This is a genomic window from Paraclostridium dentum (assembly GCF_048568265.1).
Classification (GTDB): Bacteria; Bacillota; Clostridia; order Peptostreptococcales; family Peptostreptococcaceae; genus Paraclostridium; species Paraclostridium dentum.
Genome location: NZ_CP183813.1, coordinates 2,966,775 through 2,983,816, shown reverse-complemented (window position 1 = coordinate 2,983,816; position 17,042 = coordinate 2,966,775). Strand labels below are relative to the sequence as shown.

General features: G+C 29.3%; 18 protein-coding genes. 17 read left to right on the top strand and 1 reads right to left on the bottom strand.

The genetic code is table 11. From position 1 onward, the window contains the following. The first annotated feature begins 25 nt into the window (after positions 1 to 25). The 9 genes from ACN6I1_RS13990 (at position 26) to ACN6I1_RS13950 (ending at position 7,451) form a co-directional block, all read left to right on the top strand. Positions 26 to 292 carry a Veg family protein gene (locus tag ACN6I1_RS13990; protein WP_021428036.1) on the top strand — a complete coding sequence of 89 codons (267 nt, stop codon included), beginning with the start codon at positions 26 to 28 and terminating at the stop codon, positions 290 to 292. A gap of 94 nt (positions 293 to 386) precedes the next feature. Further along, positions 387 to 1,937: a DUF3794 and LysM peptidoglycan-binding domain-containing protein gene (locus ACN6I1_RS13985; RefSeq protein ID WP_419742241.1), complete on the top strand. Its 1,551-nt coding sequence runs from the start codon at positions 387 to 389 to the stop codon at positions 1,935 to 1,937. 114 nt (positions 1,938 to 2,051) lie between these two features. After that, a complete protein-coding gene (ispE, locus tag ACN6I1_RS13980) occupies positions 2,052 to 2,933 on the top strand; it encodes a 4-(cytidine 5'-diphospho)-2-C-methyl-D-erythritol kinase (RefSeq protein WP_419742240.1) in 882 nt (293 codons plus the stop codon). Further along, on the top strand, positions 2,926 to 3,609 hold the full coding sequence (locus ACN6I1_RS13975) for a GntR family transcriptional regulator (protein WP_021428109.1): 684 nt from the start codon (positions 2,926 to 2,928) through the stop codon (positions 3,607 to 3,609). Before ispE ends, ACN6I1_RS13975 begins: the two co-directional genes overlap by 8 nt. A 118-nt stretch (positions 3,610 to 3,727) precedes the next feature. After that, positions 3,728 to 4,390, top strand: coding sequence for a stage II sporulation protein R (gene spoIIR / locus ACN6I1_RS13970; RefSeq protein ID WP_419742239.1), 663 nt, complete (start codon positions 3,728 to 3,730; stop codon positions 4,388 to 4,390). A 28-nt stretch (positions 4,391 to 4,418) separates the two neighbouring features. Beyond that, a complete protein-coding gene (locus tag ACN6I1_RS13965; RefSeq protein ID WP_029878062.1) occupies positions 4,419 to 4,946 on the top strand; it encodes a cell wall hydrolase in 528 nt (175 codons plus the stop codon). A gap of 128 nt (positions 4,947 to 5,074) precedes the next feature. Further along, positions 5,075 to 6,142, top strand: coding sequence for a D-alanine--D-alanine ligase (locus ACN6I1_RS13960; RefSeq protein ID WP_419742238.1), 1,068 nt, complete (start codon positions 5,075 to 5,077; stop codon positions 6,140 to 6,142). 17 nt (positions 6,143 to 6,159) lie between these two features. Next, positions 6,160 to 6,969 carry a glutamate racemase gene (gene murI, locus ACN6I1_RS13955; protein ID WP_150886710.1) on the top strand — a complete coding sequence of 270 codons (810 nt, stop codon included), beginning with the start codon at positions 6,160 to 6,162 and terminating at the stop codon, positions 6,967 to 6,969. Between the two features lie 59 nt (positions 6,970 to 7,028). Beyond that, positions 7,029 to 7,451 carry a DUF1934 domain-containing protein gene (locus ACN6I1_RS13950; RefSeq protein WP_419742237.1) on the top strand — a complete coding sequence of 141 codons (423 nt, stop codon included), beginning with the start codon at positions 7,029 to 7,031 and terminating at the stop codon, positions 7,449 to 7,451. Between the two features lie 31 nt (positions 7,452 to 7,482). On the opposite strand, the gene ACN6I1_RS13945 is transcribed toward ACN6I1_RS13950, so the two are convergent. Next, positions 7,483 to 8,181 carry a polysaccharide deacetylase family protein gene (locus ACN6I1_RS13945; protein WP_419742236.1) on the bottom strand — a complete coding sequence of 233 codons (699 nt, stop codon included), beginning with the start codon at positions 8,179 to 8,181 and terminating at the stop codon, positions 7,483 to 7,485. 266 nt (positions 8,182 to 8,447) lie between these two features. Between ACN6I1_RS13945 and tilS the strand changes: the two genes are divergently transcribed. From tilS to greA, 8 genes are all read left to right on the top strand, one after another. Beyond that, positions 8,448 to 9,836 carry a tRNA lysidine(34) synthetase TilS gene (gene tilS / locus ACN6I1_RS13940; protein WP_419742235.1) on the top strand — a complete coding sequence of 463 codons (1,389 nt, stop codon included), beginning with the start codon at positions 8,448 to 8,450 and terminating at the stop codon, positions 9,834 to 9,836. Between the two features lie 31 nt (positions 9,837 to 9,867). Continuing rightward, positions 9,868 to 11,847 carry an ATP-dependent zinc metalloprotease FtsH gene (gene ftsH / locus ACN6I1_RS13935; protein WP_021429502.1) on the top strand — a complete coding sequence of 660 codons (1,980 nt, stop codon included), beginning with the start codon at positions 9,868 to 9,870 and terminating at the stop codon, positions 11,845 to 11,847. A 65-nt stretch (positions 11,848 to 11,912) separates the two neighbouring features. After that, entirely contained in the window at positions 11,913 to 12,890 is a 978-nt protein-coding gene (locus ACN6I1_RS13930; protein ID WP_419742234.1) for a biotin--[acetyl-CoA-carboxylase] ligase, read from the top strand. Continuing rightward, a complete protein-coding gene (locus ACN6I1_RS13925; protein WP_419742233.1) occupies positions 12,883 to 13,842 on the top strand; it encodes a P1 family peptidase in 960 nt (319 codons plus the stop codon). Before ACN6I1_RS13930 ends, ACN6I1_RS13925 begins: the two co-directional genes overlap by 8 nt. 156 nt (positions 13,843 to 13,998) lie before the next feature. Then, entirely contained in the window at positions 13,999 to 14,595 is a 597-nt protein-coding gene (locus ACN6I1_RS13920) for an ECF transporter S component (protein WP_419742232.1), read from the top strand. Positions 14,596 to 14,612: 17 nt separating this feature from the next. Beyond that, positions 14,613 to 15,383, top strand: coding sequence for a type III pantothenate kinase (locus tag ACN6I1_RS13915; protein WP_053832367.1), 771 nt, complete (start codon positions 14,613 to 14,615; stop codon positions 15,381 to 15,383). A 102-nt stretch (positions 15,384 to 15,485) separates the two neighbouring features. Further along, entirely contained in the window at positions 15,486 to 16,454 is a 969-nt protein-coding gene (gene dusB / locus ACN6I1_RS13910; RefSeq protein ID WP_419742231.1) for a tRNA dihydrouridine synthase DusB, read from the top strand. A gap of 100 nt (positions 16,455 to 16,554) precedes the next feature. Further along, positions 16,555 to 17,034 carry a transcription elongation factor GreA gene (gene greA, locus ACN6I1_RS13905; protein WP_021429468.1) on the top strand — a complete coding sequence of 160 codons (480 nt, stop codon included), beginning with the start codon at positions 16,555 to 16,557 and terminating at the stop codon, positions 17,032 to 17,034. The last annotated feature ends 8 nt before the right edge of the window (positions 17,035 to 17,042 follow it).

Below are 17,042 nucleotides of genomic sequence, written 5' to 3'. Positions count from 1 at the left end.
ATATAATGTTAAAGAAGGTGATGTAATGGCCACTGTTCAAACTTTGAATAAAATAAGACAGACTTTAGAGAAGCACCTAGGAAGAAAAATTTTATTAAAAGCTAATAAAGGAAGAAAACAAATAGTTACTAAAAAAGGCGTACTAGAAAAAGTATATCCTAGTATATTTGTTGTTAAGCTAGATGATGAGGATAATGGATATTCTAGAGTATCATATAGCTACTCAGACCTATTAACTGATAACGTTAAATTGAAAGTAATTAAAGAACCAAATAAATTAAATGTAAGCTAAAAAATTATACCTATTAAAAATAGGTGTAATTTTTTTTTTACTTCCTAAATATAAATATAGTGTGATAGTTATATTTAATTTAGGAGGGTAACATATGAATCTTATAAAAGATATTTTACAAGTTGACAACAGAATTGATTTTGGAAGGTTTCAAACTTTTATAGAAACAGAAGCTGTTGTATCAGATAAAAAGGACGACGTATATGAAATAATAAAAACAGAGGGGTACATAGCTTTAAAGAAACAAGAAATATTAGATGGTAAAATAATATTTAGAGGGAATTTTAATTATAATGTGATTTATCTAACTGAAGATAAAAACACTGTATCAAATGTAGAGGGAAGAATAGAAATAAATGAAGTGGTAGAAAAAGATAATATAGTAGCTGATATGGAAAATATGCTTTTCTACGATGTAGAGCATATAGATTGTACAGTTATAAATGAAAGAAAGATAAGAGTAGGAGCGCTTTTAAATATAAGAGGTAGTTTATTTGAAAAAAATACTATAGATATAGTAAAAGATGTTTCTCAAATAGAAAATGTTCAAAAACATAGAAAAGAAGTTCAGTTTGAAGATATAGTTGGAATAGAAAAATCTGAAAGTGTAGTTAGAGATACTATAAACATAAGCACTGAAGATATAGATAATATAGTTTCTATAGGGCCTAGAATGAAATTAAAAGAAACTAGGGTATCTGACAATAAGGTTATAGTTGGTGGAGTTTTAGAATTGAATCCAGTAGCTTACACTTATGAAGGGGAACTAGTAGAATTAGATAGAGTTGGGTTAGATTTCACTCAATTTATAGAAGTTCCAGGTGCATGCGAAGGTATGAAAGAAGAGGCTATGGTAGAAATAGTTGACTTAAACTATATATTCAAGAGAAATGAAGAAACAAATACAGGTGCTTTAGAAGTAGATTGTACAGCAAGAGCTAAAGTTAAAGTATCAGAAGATGTTACGAGAGAGGTATTACAAGACGCATATTCACCTGATAGAGCTCTTAAGTTTGAAAGCAGAAATGTTGAGCTTAATAAAGTTGTAAGTAGTGGAAGTGAATTTTTCAATATAAGAGATACTATAAAAAATAATAGTGATGATATACAAATAAAAGATATAGTAAGTGTAGATTCAAATATAATAGTTGAAAACTCATCATTTGAAGGTGGAAAGAGTATAGTAGAAGGTGTAGTTTTAATTGATGTTTTATATACTCCTGTAGAAGGTTTAAGACCAGTATATAGATTAACAGAAGAAATACCATTTACTCATGATGTTGAAGTTGGAAATGTAAAAGACAGTGCTAACGCATTTAATCATGTAAATATAGATAGAGTAGAGTTTGATTTAAATAGAGATCAAATAGATGTAACTGTTAAAGTTAGAAGATACTGCGAAGTTTTAGATAAGAAAAAAGATAGCTTTATTGTTAAGGGCGAAGATCAAGGACCTATAGATTTATCTCAAAGACCTAGTATAACGATATATGTTGCTAAAGAAGGCGATAAACTATGGAATATAGCTAAGAAATATAATACAACAATAGATGATATAGCTGAGATAAATGAAATAAAAACAGATGATCAATTAGATGTAGGGCAATGTTTAATAATTGAGAAAAAAACTCCAGTAGAAGTATAAAATTATGTACAAAATAAGATAATAGGGAATTATAGTTCCCTATTATTTTATTTTTTGTAGTATAATGTATACTATAAATATTTATGGTCGTTATAGCACAATAAGGAGGAAAGCATGAACTCTATAGATTTAAAGAGCAGAGCTAAGGTTAACTTATCAATAGATGTGCTTGGAAAAAGAGAAGATGGTTATCACCTTGTAGAGATGATAATGCAAACAATAGATCTATATGATAAGTTGAAAATAACTGAAATAGAAGAAAACTCAATATTAATAAAAAGTAATAGTTTAGATATACCTTTAAATGAAGATAATATTATGTATAAAGCTGTAAATTTATTAAAAAATCAGTTTAATATAGAAAAGGGAATAGAAATTTCTATAGAAAAAAATATACCTGTAGCAGCAGGAATGGCAGGAGGAAGCTCTAATGCAGCTGCAGTTTTAGTAGGTTTAAATAAATTATGGAACTTGGGGTTAAGTGAAAATGAATTAAAGGATATTGGGTTGAAGTTAGGAGCGGATGTTCCGTTTTGTATAACTGGAGGAAGTGCATTAGCAGAAGGTATAGGGGAAAAATTAACTAATATAAAAGGTTTACCTGAAGATTTGAACATTTTGGTATGTAAACCTAATATATTTGTATCAACAAAGGAAGTTTACCAATCTTTAAATATGGACAAAGTTAAAAGAAGACCTCAAAATAAAGAACTTATAGATGCTTTACAAAAGGAAGATGTTAAATTTATTTCTGAGAATATGGTGAATGTATTAGAAGAAGTTACTTCTTTGAAATATTCAGAAATAGGACAAATAGAAGATATAATGATCAAAAATAAAGCATTAGGATCTATGATGAGTGGAAGTGGCCCTACAGTTTTTGGGTTATTTGACAATAAAGATTGTGCAATCAAAGCCAAAGAAGATTTACAGGGTAAGTACAATCAGGTTTATCTAGTTAAAAGCAGCAATAAAGGAGTTGAAATTTATGGATAGCTTAACAAAATTAAATTTAGACAATTATAAACCGTTAAGAGATGTAGTTTTTGAAAACTTAAGAGAAGCTATTTTAGAGGGGCAATTAAAACCAGGACAAAGACTTATGGAGGTTCAATTAGCTGAACAATTAGGTGTAAGTAGAACTCCTATAAGAGAGGCTATTAGAAAACTAGAACTAGAAGGGCTTGTAGTTATGTTACCGAGGAAAGGTGCATATGTAGCTAATATGTCATTAAAGGATATAATAGATGTATTAGAGATAAGATCGAGCTTAGAAGGTTTAGCTGCATATTTAGCGGCAGAGAGAATACATGAAGAAGATGCTAAAAAATTACAAGATATAGCAGAAGATTTTAAACGTAGCATCGAAAGAAAAGATGAAATTGATGTACTATTAAAAAAAGATGTTGAGTTTCATGAATGTATATTCAACGCGACTAAAAATAAAAAGTTAAGTCAAATAATAAATTCACTTTGGGAACAAGTTCATAGATTCAGAGCAACATATATATCTGATTTTGACACATCATATAATTTAGTAGAAGAACATGAGAGAATTTTAAAAGCTATAATATCTGGTAATAATGAAGATGCTAAAAAATATGCTATAGAGCATATAGAAAAAGCTGAACAATTTATAATAGAGAGAGCTATGAATAATAAAAATATATAAAAAAATAGACTGTTTAAATTAACAGTCTATTTTTTTATGTTTTTTTAAAACTTTAAGAATAAAAAATCCATATTAGGAGATAATCAAGATATTAAAATATATTAGGGGGATATATATTATGAAAAGGATAAAGTTAAGAATAATGGGGTTAAGTGTTTTATTAATAACTATGATTATAATGAGTACTATATATATTTTTGGGGAAGTAAATAAAGTTGAAAGAGTTTCAAGCAATTATAAAGATAAATTAATAAGATTTCATGTTTTAGCAAACAGTGATAGCAATGAAGATCAGGCATTAAAGTTGAAAGTAAGAGATGAAGTTATTAAGTATTTACAACCGATGTTAAAAAAATCAAACAGTATTGAGGAAAGTGAAAAAATAATTTTATCTCAGAAAAAAAACTTAGAAAAAATATCTAAAAATATTATTGAGGAAAATGGGTATACTTATGAAGTGAAGGTTAATCTTGAATATACTAATTTTCCTGCAAAACAATATTCAAATATAGTTTTACCAGCAGGAGAGTATAAAGCTTTAAGAATCATTATAGGTGAAGGACAAGGTAGGAATTGGTGGTGTGTAATGTTTCCTCCGCTATGCTTTGTTGACGAAAATAATGGTGTTATAGATAAAGAGACAGATGAAAAACTAAAAAAGGTATTAACAGATGAAGAATATAAGTTGATATCAGGAGAAAATATTGAAAAGGCATCTAATAAAAAAATCAAATTTAAAATATTAGAAATACTAGAGGATTTAAAGTCTAATAAGAAATAATATATTTTAAAGGAGTGGATTTTACGACATGAAGTATCACACCAAATTCTTTTTAGCGATGTGTACTCTGCTAATTTTAACATTTAATAGTAATAGTGTATTTGCTGATAGCAATACACAAAATAGCTATAGAATTGAAAGTAATAAGTTCGTTAGCAATAATAAAGAAGATAAATCAGAACCAAAAGAAGTTATAAGTATTACAAATGATGAACTGTATTTATTGTCCAAATTAGTATCTAGTGAAGCTAGAGGAGAAGAATATGAAGGACAAGTTGCCGTAGCGGCGGTTGTAATAAATAGAGTTTTAGATCCTAGATTTCCAGATAATATAAAAGATGTTATTTATCAAAGAAATGCATTTTCGGTAGTAGATAATGGGGAAATTTATAAGGATCCAACAGATAGTGCATATAAAGCAGCTAGAGAAGCTTTATATGGAAGTGATCCTACGAGTGGAGCAATATATTTTTGGAATCCGGAAATTTCAACTTGCAACTGGATTAAAAAACTAGATCCATATAAAAGAATAGGAAATCATGTATTTGCGAAATAGATAAATATTAAAAATAAAGGAGTAACTACTCCTTTATTTTTTTTGTTAAATGAACTATAATAATCACTTAGATAATAAAAACGCATATAATTATAAAAATACAAATTAAATTAGAAGGGTGAAATAAGATGAGAAAATTAAGTGTAGCATTAATTTTCGGTGGAAAATCCGGTGAACATGATGTTTCAAGAATTTCAGCTTCATCTATATTTAAGAATATAAATAAAGAAAAATATGATATACACACAATAGGAATAAATAAAGACGGAAAATGGATGTATTATAGTGGTTCTGCAGAAAATATAGCTAATGGAAAATGGGAAGAATTAGCGGATAAAACTGTTAAAATTAATTTAATGCCTAACGGGAATTCTAAAGTAGGTCTAGAATTTAATGATGGAACCTTTAAGCATTTTGATGTTTTATTCCCTGTACTTCATGGACCTTATGGAGAAGATGGAAAGATACAAGGACTATTTGAGATAAGTAATATTCCATATGTTGGATGCGGTGTTTTAGCATCTAGTGTAGGTATGGATAAACTTATATGTAAAAAAGTATTTACTCAAATTGGATTACCTCAAGTAGATTATACTTATACAACTAAATGGCAATTTGATATAAGTAAGAATGATGAGCTTGATAGAATAGAGCAAACTTTAAATTATCCTATATTTGTTAAACCAGCTAACATGGGTTCTAGTGTAGGTATATCAAAGGTATCTAATAGAAATGAACTTTTAAGTGGAATAAATGAAGCTTTAAAGTATGATAGAAGAATAGTATTAGAACAAGGTATAGATGCAAGAGAAATTGAAGTTGCTGTTTTAGGAAATGATGAAGTAAAATCATCGATAGCTGGAGAAATAATACCTGCAAAAGATTTTTATGATTATGAAGATAAATATATAAATGGAGTATCTAAGCTAGAAATACCTTCTAGTATTGATGCAGAAACTATGATGAAAATAAGACAAATGGCTATAGATGCTTTTAAAGCTATAGATGGTAAAGGTCTTTCTAGAGTAGATTTTTTTGTTGATAAAAAAGATGGAGAAATTTATATAAATGAAATAAATACTTTACCAGGATTTACGAATATAAGTATGTATCCAAAACTTTGGGATGCAACAGGAATACAATACACTGACCTTATAGACAATTTAATAAAATTAGCTATAGAGGATAGACAATAGAAGAAGGTGCATGTTAGATGAATAATAATTCAATTGGAGTTTTTGATTCGGGATTAGGAGGACTTACAGTTTTAAAAGAAATAACTAGTATACTTCCTAGTGAAAATATAGTGTATTTTGGAGATACGGCTAGGGTTCCTTATGGATCAAGATCTAAAGAAACAGTTATTAAATACACTTTTCAAGCTATTAACTTTTTAATATCTAAAGGTGTTAAGGCGATAGTAATAGCTTGTAATACAGCAACAGCTAGAAGTTTAGAACTAGCACAAGCAAAATATGATATACCAATAATAGGTGTTATAGAAGCTGGAGCTAGAACGGCGGCCTATACTACTAAAAACAAAGTTGTAGGAGTTATAGGAACAGAAGGAACTATAAATTCAAAAGCTTATGAGGGCGAAATTCATAAGTTAGACGATAAAATAAAAATAATTGGTAAAGCATGTCCATTATTTGTTCCTATAGTTGAAGAAGGATGGGCAAATACGGAAGTTGCAGAATTAACAGCTAAAAAATATTTAGAAGAGTTACAGGCTTCAAATATAGATTCTTTAGTTTTAGGATGCACCCATTACCCGCTTTTAAAGAGAACTATAAATAAAGTATTAGAAGGAAAAATATCTTTGGTAAATCCTGCTAGAGAAACAGCTAAAGATTTAAAAGATGTTTTAACTAAAAATAATTTGTTAAATAATAATGTAGATAAAGAAGGATACTATAAATATTATGTATCTGATATACCTGAAAGATTTGCATCTATAGGTAAAGAGTTTCTTAATAGAGAAATAACGGATATAGAACAAGTTGAAATTCAAAAATATTAGTTAAAGTGTAAACTTTAGGTGAATTTCACCTAAGGTTTATATTACTATGGAGGTTAAATATGATAGATGTAAATATATCTATGCATACAAAACAATATGACAATTTAGGTAATGAAGATTTAATAGAAGTTACATCTAAAGGAAGTATGTATGAGAAAAATAATGATATATATATAGTGTATAAAGAAGAATTAGAAGAGGGATCTGTTCATGTAACAACTACGATAAAAATTTCAGAAAATGAAGTTTTTATAAAAAGATTTGGAGTTGTTAAATCAGATATGAAGTTTGTTCAAGGAGAAGAGACAATAACTAAATATAGAACTCCTCAAGGATTATTTGATATAAAAATAAATACTCAAAAACTAGAAATAAACAAATTAAATAAATCTATACAGTTAAATATAGAGTATAATATGTGTATAGATGGATTGTTTGAAGGAATAAATAAAGTGAGTATAAACGCGGAAGAGCTTAATTAAAAGCTGACTAATAATTAGTCAGCTTTTAAAATTAATAGAAATTTCTATTCCACCAATTCATTGGAGTTTGATTTTGGTCTATGACTTTAATTTCATAATTATTATTTTTTAAATACTCCAATACACTAGGTAAAGCTTTTACAGTTGTTTGTTTGTCATGAAACAAGATAACTGAATTTCCAGATTCACTTAAGGAATTCTTAGTGTTAGAAACTATAGATGATACAGTTGCATTTTTATGTGTATCTGTGCTATCTATACTCCAATCCCAAAGATTATAACCAGAGTTAACTAAACTATCGTATTGATTTTTTGTTAGGTAGGGCTTGCTACCATAAGGGACTCTGACTAGTTTAGTATCGTAACTTGTTAAATCTTTCAGTGTATGTCTTGTATTATTAATTTCGTTTAAAGCAGATGAACCAGAAGAATAAAATACTGCTTTTTCATGGCTTTGACCATGCAAGCCTATTGAATGACCTTCTTTAAGCATCCTATTGACTATGTCGGGATATAAGGTTATTCTATCTTCTAAGACAAAAAAAGTTGCTTTCATATTATACTTGCTTAATAAATCTAATATTTCAGGAGTATTTTTATTTGGACCATCGTCAAATGTAATATAAGCAGTCTTTTTATCGACCTGTGTGTTTTCTAAACAATGGGAATTAATTGAAATAAAAGATACAAATACAAATGATGTAATTAAAACTGATAAAATTTTTTTCATTTTGATTACTCCTTACTTATAAAAAATTAATTTTGTAAAATGGTATTTTATACTCTTATTGTATGATATTATTTTAATTATATTTAAGTAATGTGAATTTTGTATTGATGGAATTAAATGTATGTAAAAAAACTACCCCTGGATTAATTTATTTGGTATTATATTATTTAACAAGGTTTTAAAATAAAATAATTTATACAAGGATTTAAGAAGTTTTTATAGAAAGTATACTTGAGTCAAAAAACTAAGTATAAGAGGTATGATTTATGATAGTAGATAGAGTACGAAGTACTATAAATAAATATAATTTATTACAAAAGGGTGATAAAATAGTATTAGGTCTATCAGGAGGACCAGACTCTGTGTGTTTATTGCATATATTAAAGCAACTAGAGGAAGAATACGATATTTCCATATATGCAGCACACTTAAATCACCAAATAAGAGGTATAGAAGCACAAAAGGATGTTATGTATATATCTAAACTATGTGATAGTTTAGGTGTTAAATTTTTTGTTAAATCAATAAATGTGCCTGAATATTGCAAAAAAAATGGATTATCAATAGAAGAAGGTGCTAGAAAATTAAGATATGAAATGTTTTATGAGATAAAGCAAAAAACTAAATCAAATAAAATAGCAATAGGACATAACTTAAACGATCAAGCTGAAACTATTCTTATGAGAATGATGAGAGGCACTGGATTACAAGGATTAAAAGGTATTGAATATAAGAGAGATGAAACTATAATTAGACCTATTCTTGATATAGAAAGAAGTAGTATAGAAGCATATTGTGAAGAATATAATTTAAATCCGAGAATAGATAGTACAAATTTAGAAAACATATATACTAGAAATAAAATAAGATTAGATTTAATTCCTTATATGCAAGAAAATTTTAATACTAATGTGATTGAATCTATATGTAGGATGGGTAATAACTTAAAGCTAGATAATGATTATATTGAAGAAGAAGGAAATAAAAAGTTTGAAGAGGTTTCAAAATTAAATAATAATACAAGTGTTGAAATCATATTAGATAAATATATTGATTTACACAAAGCAATAAAAAGTAGAATAATTAGAAATTCTATTAAGTATATTTTAGGAGATACTAATTTTGTAGATCAAAAGCATATAGAAGATGTATTTGATTTAGAGAATGAAGATAAAATAAATAAAAAATTAGTTTTACCTAGAGGTTTGTTTGTATATAGAAACAATGATAGTATATTATTTACAAATGAAGAAATAACATATGAAGATTTCGAATTTAATTATAACGTTCCTAAAGATGGGGTTATAAAAATAAAAGAAACAGGAGTCTTTATAGAAACTAAAACAATGAGTGTTGAAAGATTTAAAAGTATGAAAGCTGATAAATCCTCTAAAGGATTTGACTTAGATAAATTTAAAGGAGGGATAGTAGTAAGAAATAGAGAATCTGGGGATAAAATAAAACTTGCTGGAGGAAGCAAGAAATTAAAAAGTTTATTCATAGATTTGAAGATACCTAGGGAAGAAAGAAGTAAAATTCCTGTGTTGGTAGATAATGAAGAAGTAGTTTGTGTTGGAGATTATAAGATTAGTGAAAATTATAAAATTGATGCAAATACAAAAGAAGTCTTAAAGATTACCTTTAAGAAACTATAAATTAAAACAACTTACGAAAGGAGGGCTTCTTTTGAATAAGATTTTAAAGGGAGCAGGTTTCTATCTACTTATATTTATAATTATCGTGGGGATAGTACAGTTCTCAGGTAGTCCAACAGAGAAAGTAGAAGAAATGAAGTTTTCAAGTGTCTACAGAGAACTTATGAAAGAAAACATATCTAGTATAAAGATTGTAGAAGACACGGTTATAGAGGGAACTATAAAGAGTACGAATAAAAAGTTTAAAACATACATACCACAAGAGATTCAATCAGAAAAGCTTGCAGATCAATTATTAAAACAAGCTAACGAAGGTAAATTACAATTAATTGGGGCACCAAAACCAACAACTCCTTGGTTCTTTGATATAATACCATCGCTACTTATGCTTTTCTTTGTATTAATACTATGGTTTGTATTTATGAATCAGTCTCAAGGTGGAGGCGGAAAAGTTATGAACTTTGGAAAATCAAAAGCGAAAGTTCATAAGGATGATGATAAAACAAGAGTTACATTTAAAGACGTAGCAGGACTTAATGAAGAAAAAGAAGACTTACAAGAAGTTGTTGATTTCTTGAAAAACCCTAAAAAATATATTGATTTAGGAGCTAGAATACCTAAAGGTATATTAATGGTTGGACCTCCAGGTACTGGTAAAACATATTTATCAAGAGCAGTTGCAGGAGAAGCGGGAGTGCCATTCTTTAGTATAAGTGGATCAGATTTCGTTGAAATGTTTGTTGGGGTAGGAGCTTCAAGGGTTAGATCTTTATTTGAAGACGCAAAGAAAAATGCTCCAGCTATAATATTTATAGATGAGATTGATGCGGTTGGTAGAAAAAGGGGTGCGGGTCTTGGTGGAGGCCATGATGAAAGAGAGCAAACCCTTAACCAATTACTAGTTGAAATGGATGGATTTGGTGTTAACCAAGGTATAATAATAATGGCTGCAACAAATAGACCTGATATATTAGACCCAGCACTTTTAAGACCTGGTAGATTTGATAGACAAGTGGTTGTAGGAGCACCGGATGTAAAAGGTAGAGAAGCTATATTTAAGGTTCATTCTAAGAATAAACCGTTAGCTGAGGATGTTAAGATTGAAGTTCTTGCAAGAAGAACTCCAGGATTCACACCTGCAGATATAGAAAACTTAATGAATGAAGCTGCTATACTTACAGCTAGAAAAAGAGAAAAGAAAATCCATATGGAAACTATAGAGGAAGCTATAACTAAGGTAATAGCAGGTGTTGCTAAAAAATCTAGAGTTATAAGTGAACCAGAAAGAAAGTTAACAGCGTATCATGAAGCAGGTCATGCTGTATGTGCACACGTTCTTAAACATGTAAGTCCTGTCCATCAAGTGACAATTGTTCCTAGAGGAAGAGCTGGTGGATTTACAATGCAACTTCCAGTTGAAGATAAATTCTATGCTACTAAGAATGAAATGAAAGAAAACATAATTGTTTTACTTGGTGGTAGAGTTGCAGAAGAGTTAACTTTAGATGATATATCTACAGGAGCTTCAAACGATTTAGAAAGAGTTTCAGCAACTGCTAGACAAATGGTTACGAAATATGGAATGAGTTCTAAATTAGGACCTATGACATTTGGAGATGGAGAAGAAGAAGTATTCTTAGGAAATAGTATAGGTAGCAAGAGAAACTATTCTGAAGAAGTTGCATTTGAAATAGATAAAGAAATAAAAGACATCGTTAATGTGGCTTATAAAAATACTAAACAATTATTAACTGATAATATGGATAGATTAGAATATGTAGCTCAAGCATTATTAATATACGAAACATTAGATGCAGATCAGTTTATAAAAGCATTTAATAAAGAGTTATCATTAGATCCTAAATTAGAAAATGCTGCAACAGAAGAAACTATCAATAAAGAAGATGCTATTGAAGTTGATTTTAAAGAGGCAAAGAAAGATGAAATTCAGGATGTAGATGTTAACAATAACAATAATGTAGATAATGACAAAGATCAAATAGATGAGTAATAAAAAATGAGGCTAGGGTTTTCCCTAGCCTTTACTTTAATTATTAATTAGATAGAGGTGTTATTTTGAGAGAAAAAATTGTTAATTTATTATTAAATAGTGATTTAGAATTTATATCAGGAGAAGAAATTTCGAAGCAATTAGGAATTTCTAGAACGGCTGTATGGAAGCATATTAATGTTTTAAAAGAACAAGGATATGAAATAGAGTCAGTTAATAAAAAGGGATACAGATTAAAAGAATCGCCAAATGATATTTTAAGTAAAGAAAACATACTACATAATCTTAAAACTAAGTTCATAGGAAAAGAAATAATACATTTTGATTCTATAGATTCTACGAATAATTATGCTAAGTCAATAGCTAACGAAGCTACAGATGGAACTGTGATTTTAAGTGAAGAACAAGTAAATGGAAGAGGTAGATTAGGAAAGTGCTGGCACTCTGAAAAGCATGAAGGAATATGGATGAGTATAATTCTAAAGCCAAATATACTTCCTATGGATGCCCCTTTTATAACTTTAGTTGCTGGAGCGAGTATAGTTAAAGCAATGAGAAACTTAGGGGTAGACGCTACTATAAAATGGCCTAATGATATTATATTAAATGGAAAGAAAACTTGTGGGATACTAACAGAGCTGTCGGCGGAGATAGAGAGAGTTAATTATATTGTGGTAGGTATTGGAATAAATGTAAAAACTATCAATTTTCCTGAAGAGATAGGAAATATTGCAACATCAATACAAAGAGAAGGATATGAAATATCAAGAGTTGATATTGTTAGAAATATACTTAGTGAATTTGAATTAAAGTATAATTCGTATATAAATGAAAATGATAAAGGTTCTACTCTAGATGTATGTAAAAATTACTCTGCGATTATAGGTAAAGCAATATATACCATAAAAAATAATGTTAAAGAACAAGTTACTTGTATAGATATAAATGAAAATGGAGATTTAGTAGTTAAAGATAAAAATGGAAAATTAAAAGAAATTATATCTGGAGAAGTTTCTATAAGAGGAGAACATGGATATGTTTAATAATATTTTAGACGTAAAAGGTATAAAAGTTGGACAGGTAGAGGATAAAGAAGGATTAACAGGTTGCACCGTTATTATATGTGAAGATGGAGGGGTTTGTGGAGTTGATGTTAGAGGTTCAGCTCCAGGAACTAGAGAAACTGATTTATTAGATCCTATAAATATGGTTCAGAAAGTCCATGCTATTGTGTTATCAGGGGGTTCTGCATTTGGACTGGAATCTACATGTGGGGTTAGTAGATACCTAGAGGAGAAAGGAATAGGGTTTGATGTTGGAGTAGCTAAAGTTCCTATAGTTACTGGTGCGGTTTTATTTGATTTAGGGGTAGGAGATCCTAAATGTAGACCAAATATAGAAATGGGATATAAAGCTTGCCAAATAGCTAATAATATTGAACTTAAGCAAGGAAATTATGGTGCTGGATGTGGAGCTACAGTTGGAAAGATAAGAGGAAGTGAGTTTTGTACAAAGGGAGGTATAGGGAGTTATTCAATTAAATTAGACAATGGATTGGTGGTTTCTGCGATTATAGCTGTGAATGCGTTTGGTGATGTATATGAAAATGGACAAGTTATAGCTGGTGTTTTAAATGATGAAAAAACTGATTTTTTAAATACATATGATTTAATGAAAAAAGGTGTCAATAAGGGTGGTTTTAATATAGACAATACTACTATAGGTGCTGTTGCAACAAATGCTAAATTATCAAAAGCTGAATGTAAAAAAATATCACAAATGGCTCATAATGGTTTTGCTAAATCTATATTCCCTATACATACTCCTCATGATGGAGATACGATATTTACATTAGCAACTGGAGAAGTTGAAACAGATATAACATTATTAGGTTCAATTGCAAGTGAAGTAGTGGAAAAAAGTGTAATAAGCGCAATAAAAAATGCCTCAAAAACTAATAACATACTATCGTATAATGAAATTAATTTGAAATAAGAATTATTGACAATGTTATTTCATATTGATAAAATTGTTTTGTTGCAGCTGGCATCCATAAAAAAATAGGAGCCTGACTGATTTATTGTATAGATAATTGATTAGTTAAAAACAAAAAGTCCGGCATCTATAAGAGCTGGAACGGAGGTATATTTTATGATGAAAACACAGATTCAAACAAGAAAGAAAATAAATGTTAGACAAATGGCGATAATAGGTATGTTATCTGCCATATCGATAATGCTATCAATGACACCTTTAGGATTTATACCAATTGGACCCATTGATGCAACTATAATGCATATACCTGTAATAATAGGTTCTATAATAGAAGGGCCTGTGGTAGGTGGAATAATAGGATTTATTTTTGGATTTACAAGCTTTATAAGAGCTATTACAATGCCAAAACCAACTTCATTTGTATTTATGAATCCTTTTATATCTATACTACCTAGAGTTATAATGGGAATTGTGTCATTCTATGTATATAAAGGTGTGTTTAAAATAATGAAAAAAACATCAGTTGCAGGTGCTTTTTCAGGACTGATAGGTTCTCTTATAAATACATTTGGTGTTTTAGGAATGGTATATTTCTTATATGCACAAAGATACGTAGAAGCTATAGGAGGAGACACATCCACGGCTGGAGCTGTAATATTAGGTATTGCTACTACTAATGGAATCCCCGAAGCTATAATTGGAGCTTTAGTAGTATCAGGAGTTGTAGCTATACTAAAGAAAAGCAAAAAATAGAAAGAAGGTTAGAGTAGATGCTTTTAGTATTTGACGTTGGTAATACAAACATGGTCTTAGGTATATATGAGGGAACAGAGTTAAAAAATTATTGGAGAATTAGTACGGATAAAGCAAAGACATCTGATGAATACGGGATGTTAATAAATAATTTATTTCAATATGATAATGTAGACAAAAATTCAATAAAAGATATAATAATATCATCAGTTGTACCTAATGTTATGCATTCACTTGAAAATTTCTGTGTGAAATATTTCAATAAGCAACCTTTAATAGTTGGACCTGGCATAAAAACAGGATTAAATATTAAATATGATAACCCTAAACAAGTAGGAGCGGATAGGATAGTAAATGCTGTAGCTGCTATAGAAAAATATAAATCACCGATGATAATAATAGATTTTGGAACAGCTACAACATTTTGTGCAATATCAGAAAAGGGAGAATACTTAGGTGGAACTATAGCGCCGGGTATAAAGATATCAAGTGAAGCTTTATTCCAAAGAGCATCAAAACTTCCTAGAGTTGAACTGTTAAAACCTGGAATGACAATTTGTAAAAATACAGTTTCGGCTATGCAATCGGGGATAATATATGGATATGTAGGATTAGTAGACAAGATTATAGCTATGATGAAAAAGGAATTAGGAAATAACGATATAAAAGTTATAGCTACTGGAGGACTTTCATCATTGATAGCATCAGAAACTGATAGTATAGATTGTGTAGATAAAAATTTAACCCTAGAGGGATTAAAAATTATTTACAATAAAAATAAAGAATAGTAACAGGGAATTGGATTTTACATCCAGTTCCTTTTTTATGATAAGATTATTAAATAAATTGGGTATATTTATAATAAAATATATTAATAAAGGAGACCGTATATGAAAATAGGAAATGTTACGTTAGACAATAAAGTATTTTTATCTCCTATGGCAGGAGTAACAGATTTACCTTTTAGACTTATATGTAAAGAACAAGACTGTGGAATGTTATACACAGAGATGATAAATGCAAAAGCGCTTTGTTATGATGATCAAAACACGAAAAAAATGCTTAAAATAGAAGAGGAAGAACATCCGGTAGCAGTGCAAATTTTTGGTTCCGACCCAGCTTTTATGGGAGGAGTAGCAGAAATATTAAATGAATACCCTAATGAAATACTAGATATAAACATGGGATGCCCAGCTCCTAAGGTTATAAAAAATGGAGATGGATCAGCTCTTATGAAGAATCCTAAGTTAGCTGAAGAAGTTTTAAAGTCTGTTGTAAAGAACTCTAAAAAACCTGTTACTTTAAAGATTAGAAAAGGCTGGGATGACAATAATATAAATGCAGTTGAAATAGCTAAAATCGCAGAAGCTTCGGGGATAAGTGCGTTGGCTATACATGGAAGAACTAGAGAACAGTATTATTCAGGAAAAGCAGATTGGGATATAATAGCTAAAATAAAAGAAAATATAGATATACCTGTAATAGGTAACGGAGATGTTTTTGAAGTTGAAGATGCTATAAATATGATAAATAAAACTAATTGTGATGCTATAATGATAGGTAGGGGAGCTCAGGGTAATCCATGGATATTTAAAAGAATAAATCATTATATGAAAACAGGTGAGATTTTGCCAGAGCCTACAGGTGAAGAAAAAATAAATACAGCTTTAAAACATCTTAAATTAGCGATAGATGAACATGGAGAATATGTAGCTGTAAGAGAAATGAGAAAACATATTGCATGGTACTTAAAAGGACTTAGAGGTTCGGCTAAATTAAGAGATGAAATTAACAAGATAGAAAGCTATGAAGAGGTAGTAAACAAGCTACGTGACTACTTATCACACTCCTTGACATAAGGGTGATAGTAATTTATAATATAGCGCATAAATGAATAAGATATAAAATTAATTTTGTTTAATGTTAAATAAAAATCAAAGAGAAGGAGTTGTAGGGGTTATGGAAGATAATAAGGAAATATTATTAACTCAAGAAGGATATCAAAAATTAGAAGATGAGGTTGAGCATCTTAAATCAGTAAGAAGAAGAGAAGTTGCTGAGAGAATAAAGGTGGCTATATCTTTTGGAGATATATCAGAGAATGCTGAGTATGACGAAGCTAAAAATGAGCAAGCACAAGTTGAAGAAAGAATAATGAAGCTTGAAAATATGCTTAGAAAAGCAGTTATAATAGATGAATCTAAAATAGATTCAAATATAGTTACTATAGGATCTATAGTAAAAGTTAATGATATGGAGTTCGAAGAAGAAGTAGAATATACAATAGTTGGTTCTGCAGAAGCGGATCCATATGAAGGTAAGATATCTAACGAATCACCTGTAGGAAAAGCTCTTTTAGGTAGAGCTAAAGGAGAAGTAGTAGATGTTCAAGTTCCTGATGGTATTGCTAAATTCGAGATATTAGAAATAAGAAGATAATCTGGAGG